This is a genomic window from Rickettsiales bacterium (assembly GCA_033762595.1).
GTDB lineage: Bacteria > Pseudomonadota > Alphaproteobacteria > Rickettsiales > UBA8987 > JANPLD01.
The window spans coordinates 1-6,204 of sequence record JANRLM010000041.1 but is presented as its reverse complement, the minus strand read 5'-3'; the positions used below and the strand labels follow the sequence as shown (position 1 = coordinate 6,204).

Annotated in this window: 6 protein-coding genes; all 6 read left to right on the top strand. The window is 33.5% G+C overall.

What is annotated here, in order from left to right:
- On the top strand, positions 1 to 816 hold an 816-nt coding region (rfbG, locus tag SFT90_03380; protein MDX1949528.1), incomplete at its 5' end, for a CDP-glucose 4,6-dehydratase.
- Positions 817 to 843: 27 nt separating this feature from the next.
- Positions 844 to 1,881: a glycosyltransferase family 2 protein gene (locus SFT90_03375; protein MDX1949527.1), complete on the top strand. Its 1,038-nt coding sequence runs from the start codon at positions 844 to 846 to the stop codon at positions 1,879 to 1,881.
- A gap of 50 nt (positions 1,882 to 1,931) precedes the next feature.
- Positions 1,932 to 3,122, top strand: coding sequence for a DegT/DnrJ/EryC1/StrS family aminotransferase (locus tag SFT90_03370; protein ID MDX1949526.1), 1,191 nt, complete (start codon positions 1,932 to 1,934; stop codon positions 3,120 to 3,122).
- A 12-nt stretch (positions 3,123 to 3,134) separates the two neighbouring features.
- Positions 3,135 to 4,916, top strand: a complete 1,782-nt coding sequence (locus SFT90_03365; protein ID MDX1949525.1) for a GNAT family N-acetyltransferase — start codon at positions 3,135 to 3,137, stop codon at positions 4,914 to 4,916.
- A gap of 1 nt (position 4,917) precedes the next feature.
- Complete coding sequence (gene rfbF, locus SFT90_03360) at positions 4,918 to 5,697, top strand: glucose-1-phosphate cytidylyltransferase (protein MDX1949524.1); 780 nt, start codon at positions 4,918 to 4,920, stop codon at positions 5,695 to 5,697.
- A gap of 27 nt (positions 5,698 to 5,724) precedes the next feature.
- The coding region (locus tag SFT90_03355) for a 1-deoxy-D-xylulose-5-phosphate synthase N-terminal domain-containing protein (GenBank protein MDX1949523.1) at positions 5,725 to 6,204 on the top strand (480 nt) is incomplete at its 3' end.

Here is a 6,204-nt window from a genome sequence, read left to right as displayed (position 1 = left end):
GAAATTATTATTCACATGGCGGCGCAACCTTTGGTTCGAGATTCATATTTTGATCCAAGAAAAACCTATGAAACAAATGTTATAGGAACGTTAAATGTTTTTGAAGCAGCAAGAAAGTCTGGTAGCGTCAAAGCGATCGTTAATATTACTACCGATAAATGTTATGAGAACAAAGAAATAGACTACGCTTACAAGGAAGATGACGCTTTGGGTGGTTATGATCCTTATTCTTCAAGCAAGGCTTGCGCTGAAATTCTAACCTCGTCTTATCGAAGATCTTTTTTTCAAAAAGAAGGTATTGCTTTGGCATCAGTTCGTGCTGGCAACGTGATTGGTGGTGGCGATTTTTCAGTTGATCGAATTATTCCTGATATTTTTCGCGCAATTCGTGATCAAAAAAAAGTTGAATTACGCTCGCCAAAAGCCATCAGACCTTGGCAACACGTCTTAGAACCGCTTTTGGGATATTTAATTTTAACTAAAAATCTTTACGAAAAAAAACAAATATTTGCCAAAGCTTATAACTTTGGTCCAAATGCTGATGCTGAACAAGATGTTGAAACTTTGACCAAAACTTTTATCGAAAAAATTGGTTTTGGCTCTTATAAAATTAACCCTGACGTCAATCTTCATGAAGCAGGAATTTTAAAGCTTGACAATTCTTTGGCAAAAAAAGAATTAAATTGGCAACCAAAATTAAGTTTTGCTGAAGCAATTGAATGGACGGTACAGTGGTATCAAAATTACTTAGGAAAAAAGTCTGATATAAAGAATTTCGCGCTTGATCAGATTGCAGAATTCTGCCAAATAAATTAATAATTCGTAATAACTCAAATTTCAAAAATGAATTCAATCCCACTTTTATCAATTTATATCCCCGTTCATAATCACTCAAAAGTTATTGAGAATAACTTAGAAGCTATGGCGCAAGAAATAAGACAAACTGGCGCTGTTAATGATATTGAAGTTGTGATATCGGACAACGCTTCTACTGACGATACTCAGGATAAAGTTAGAAACTTTATAAAAAATAATTCTGATTTAAAAATTTTATATGATCGCAATCAGGTTAATATTGGAGGAATTAAAAATATCTTACATCTATGGGATAAAACCACTGGATTGAACGTTATTATGATCGGTGACGATTGTTTTGCGAAGAACGGTTTGGTTAGTGTTTATAATACCTTAAAAGAGAATTGTGATGCCGATATTATTATTCTAAAAAATAATACCTACACTGATTTTGAATATATAACAGATGCCTCGGTTGCGGATGTTATTAGAAATTTTGAAAAATTGCAATATATCGGAAACTTTATTCTAAAGCGCTCTCATTTCGCAATAAAGTTTGATGATTATAAAATTGACTACATTAATGCATACCCACATCTTATTTTGATCATGGACAAAATAATGGATGCAAAGAGGGTTATTGATACAAGATTTGTTGCAATCAATATCGCCATAAGTTGGAACTTTCACAAAACTATAAAAATTATTTTTAAGCTTCCGATAGATTGCATTAAAATTGCCGAAATGTCTCGAAATAAAATAGGAGAGAATAACTATAAAATGTTGCTCAAGATCTTAAATAAAAGCCTTTATAACAGCATAAGATTTGTTCGTGGTCATAAAAATAGATTCAGTTTGTTCAAATATGTTTGGCTAGAATCTCCAGTTAAAAATCCAAAAGTTCTGATATCTCTTGCGCTACACTGTTTTCCGGCTCCATTTTTTTACTTATTTAAATTTATTGATAGCGGATTCAAATACTCAAAATATTGTTTCCAAGAAATTAGGCGGAATCAAGCTATATGGAAAGAAAAAGATTTTCTTGATTTTCAAGACCACACAGAAGATAAATTTACTATTTTGTAGCATCTAAAGATTTCCCAAATTACCAATTAAACCAATATAACTTTTAAAAAATGATAGCTGTTTCCTATGCCAAAACCGTCTACGGACAAAAAGAAATTGATGCTGTGGTTAAGTGCCTACAAGAAGGCACGCAAATGGGTAAATATGCTCGTGAATTTGAAGCTAAAATTGCCACTCTTTTTGATAAGAAATATTGTCTTTACGTTAATTCTGGTTCTTCAGCGCTTTATATCGGAATGGAAGCTTTTGGATTTAAACAGGGAAGTGAAGTAATCACTCCGGCACTTACATTTTCAACAACTGTTGGTTCAATTGTTAAAAGTGGCTTGGTTCCTGTTTTTGTTGATGTTGGCGTTGCCAATTATTGTATTGATCCAGCAAAAATTGAAGAAATGATTTCGCCAGAAACCGTGGCAATTGTGGCGCCAAACTTAATGGGAAATTTGTGCGAGTGGGATAAAATCTCTGCAATTGCTAAAAAATATAATTTAAAAATTATTGAAGATTCGGCTGATACTTTAGGTGCAACTTTAAATGGTAAGTCAAGTGGCGCTTGGTCTGATATGTCAATTACTAGTTTTTATGGTTCCCATATTATCAACTGTGCAGGCAATGGTGGCGCTTTATGTATCAATGATGATGAACAGCTTAGAAAGTCTAAATTACTACGTTCTTGGGGCAGAAGTTCATCAATTTTTGATGAAAAATCTGAAGCAATTGAAAATCGTTTTAATGTTAATATTGATGGCATCAAATATGATGCTAAGTTTGTTTTTGAAGCAATTGGCTATAATTTAGAAGGCTCAGAAATTGGTGCCGCTTTTGGTCTAAAACAATTAGAAGATTTAGAAAAAAATATTGAAACTCGTCGCAAAAATTATCAAACCCAAATTAATTTCTTTAAAAAATACGAAGAATTTTTTATCTCGCCCCAAGAAACTCAAAACACCAGAACTGGCTGGCTGGCATTTCCTATAATTATTAAAGAAAGCGCTCCCTTTGAACGACGCGATTTTCAAATTTTCCTCGAAAAAAGAAATATCCAAACTCGCGTGGTTTTCACTGGTAATATAACGCGTCAACCTGGTTTTAAAAATATTGCAATGCGTAAAGCGCAAACTCTAAAAAATGCTGATAACATCATGCGCGGAGGTGTTTTGCTTGCTTGTCATCATGGTTTGAATGAAGAAATGTTTGTCCATATGCATGGCGCAGTTGATGAGTTTATTTCTCAATATTAAATTAATTTTTTTATGAAAGATATAATTAGTCATTTGATTTTGACTGCTGGTCCTTCAATTTCGCAGAAAGAAATTGAATATGGCGTTGATGCGATAAAAAATGGCTGGAATCATCATCACAGTGACTATATAAAAAAATTTGAAAATAAGTTTGGTGAATATGTTGGTGCTAAACATGCAATCGCCACTTCAAGTTGTACTGGCGCGATGCATTTAGCTATGATCGCTTTGGGTTTTGGTGAAGGTGATGAAATTATTATACCTGAAATTACTTGGATTGCGACAGCTGCTGCTGTTAAATATGTTGGAGCTACTCCAGTTTTTTGCGATGTTGATCGCGACTCTTGGACAATGTGTCCAAAATCGCTTGAAAAGTCTATTACGCCCAGAACTAAAGCAATTATGCCGGTTCATATTTATGGTCATCCTTGCGATATGCAGCCAATTTGGGAGCTTGCCAAAAAACATGACTTGTTAGTTATTGAAGATGCTGCTCAATCAATTGGAGCTGAATATTATGGCAAAAAAACTGGTAGCTTGGGTGATGTTGCAGCTTTTAGTTTTCAAGGTGCAAAAGCGATTGTCACAGGTGAGGGTGGAATTTATGTTTCAAATAACGATCAAATTACTGAAAAATTTAGATTTTATTGGGATCAAGGGCGCGATCCAAAAAAAACTTTATACAATATTGATATTGGTTATAAATACAAAATGTCAAATGCCCAAGCTGCTATTGGTTTAGCACAAATTGAAAGAGTTGAAGAAATTGTTGCTCGTAAAATTCAAATCTTCAAATGGTATCAAGAAAGATTGGGTGACTTGTCGGATTTAGTTGCACTTAATGCAGAAAAGCCTTGGGCAAAAAATATTTATTGGATGAGTTCAATTATTTTAGAAGAAAAAGTGAAACATTCTCGTGATGAATTCATCTCTAAGTTAAAAGAACGAATGATTGATTCGCGTCCAATTTTTTACCCTTTAAGTTCATTGCCAATGTTTTCTGAGGTTGATAATAAAAACTCTTATCATGTTGGTTTGCGGGGCATTAACTTACCAAGTGGTCATAACCGAACAGAAGAAGAAATAGATTATATATGCTCGCATGTTCGTGACATTTTGGGAGTAAAATCAAAAGAGAAAAAAATTAGCGGATTCTTAAAATATCGTGAAAATGTTGAAATAGCTATAAAAGCTAACAAGACAGACAGCGCAGCTCAAATTGAAATTAGAGATGGCGATAAATTAGTTGGAAAATTAATTCCAATCACTACCGAAACTCTAAAAGATGATGAAAAAATTAGCTTATTAACGAATTGGCGCAAAGACAATCAAAATGCTTTTCCATCGCAATTTAGTGTTACATTTGAAGGAACAAAAACTTGGACTGAAAAGCAATTGCTACAACAAAAAGATCGAATTTTGTATTTTGTATCTGATGAAAAAAATCAATTAATTGGACACGTTGGTCTTTTTAGATTTGATTATCATAAAAAAGCCTGTGAGCTCGATAATATAGTTCGTGGCGTTAATGGAGTTGCGAAAGGATTAATGCTTTTAGCTTGTCAGGAAATTATAAAGTTTGCTAAAAATGAGCTGCAAGTTTCAGAAATTTATTTGCGAGTTTTCTCTGATAACCAACCAGCATTGAAACTTTATGATAAAATTGGCTTTGAAGAGATTCTTAGAATTCCTCTGCGCAAAGAAGAAGAAGAAGGTAATATTTTTTGGAAAGAAGTTATTTCTGATCCATATTTTGCGGCAGAAAAATATTTTGTGACAATGAAATTAAAATAAAATGAAAGCAGTTATTCTCGCCGGCGGCCTTGGAACAAGACTTAGTGAAGAAACAACTTTTAAACCTAAACCTATGGTTGAAATTGGCGGCAAACCAATTTTATGGCATATTATGAAAATCTATTCAGCTCATGGCATTAATGATTTTGTGATTTGTTTAGGCTACAAAGGTTATATGATTAAGGAATATTTTGCTAATTATTATCGTCACACTTCCGACGTTACTTATGATCTCTCCAACAATACTAATACAATTCATAATAATAATTCTGAAAAATGGAAAGTTACCTTGGTTGAAACTGGTGAGAATAGCATGACTGGATCTCGTATTAAAAAAGTTAAAGAATATTTAAAGGGTGAACAAAATTTTTGTCTAACTTACGGTGATGGCGTTTGTGATGTTGATATTACTAAGACGATTCAATTTCATAAATCTCATGGTAAAATTGCAACACTTACTGCAGTAAAGCCAGCGGGAAGATTTGGTGTTTTAAAAATTTCCAACGATCATAAAACTGTTCAAGATTTCCAAGAAAAACCTTCTGGCGATGGCAATTATATCAATGGTGGATTTTTTGTTTTTTCACAAAAAATTTTTGATTATATTCCCGATGGCGAAGATATAGTTTTAGAACAACAGCCCTTAAAAGATATGGCTGCATCAAATCAACTAATGTCTTATAAACACGAAGGTTTTTGGTACGCAATGGATACGCAGCGCGATAAAATTCATCTAGAGAGTTTATGGAATCTTGGTAAGGCTGAATGGAAGAAGTGGTAAATAATTGCTAAAAATTTGATTGATAAAATGAACTTTGGTAACGAAATCAGAAAACTAGTTATTAAAAATTCTAAATTGGCAGGAGTTGGTCATATTGGATCAAGCCTTTCAATCGCAGATTTAGTTGGTACTCTATATCAAGATATTTTGCAAATCAAAGATCCAAAAGATCCAGATCGTGATCGCTTTATTTTGTCAAAAGGTCACGCTGTTTTGGCTCTCTATATCGCACTTTATTTAAAAGGTTTTTTGAGCAAAGGAGAACTCGATAGCTTTAGTCATAATAATAGCCGGATCGGAGTTCATCCTAAACATTTTCTACCTGGTGTAGAATTTACTACTGGTTCACTTGGAATGGGTATTACGTTCGCAACCGGCGCAGCTTTGTCAGCTAAGATCCAAAAAAGTAATCGCAAAATTTATTGTTTGATTAGTGATGCCGAACTAAACGAAGGTTCATTTTGGGAAGCAATTTTATTTGCCTCTCATCATCAATTAAAAAATCTT

What these genes read in the sequence shown, in the direction of transcription:
- SFT90_03370 (MDX1949526.1), top strand. Translation starts at nt 1,932, where the DNA reads ATGATAGCTGTTTCCTATGCCAAAACCGTCTACGGACAAAAAGAAATT.
- rfbF (MDX1949524.1), top strand. Translation starts at nt 4,918, where the DNA reads ATGAAAGCAGTTATTCTCGCCGGCGGCCTTGGAACAAGACTTAGTGAA.
- SFT90_03375 (MDX1949527.1), top strand. Translation starts at nt 844, where the DNA reads ATGAATTCAATCCCACTTTTATCAATTTATATCCCCGTTCATAATCAC.
- SFT90_03365 (MDX1949525.1), top strand. Translation starts at nt 3,135, where the DNA reads ATGAAAGATATAATTAGTCATTTGATTTTGACTGCTGGTCCTTCAATT.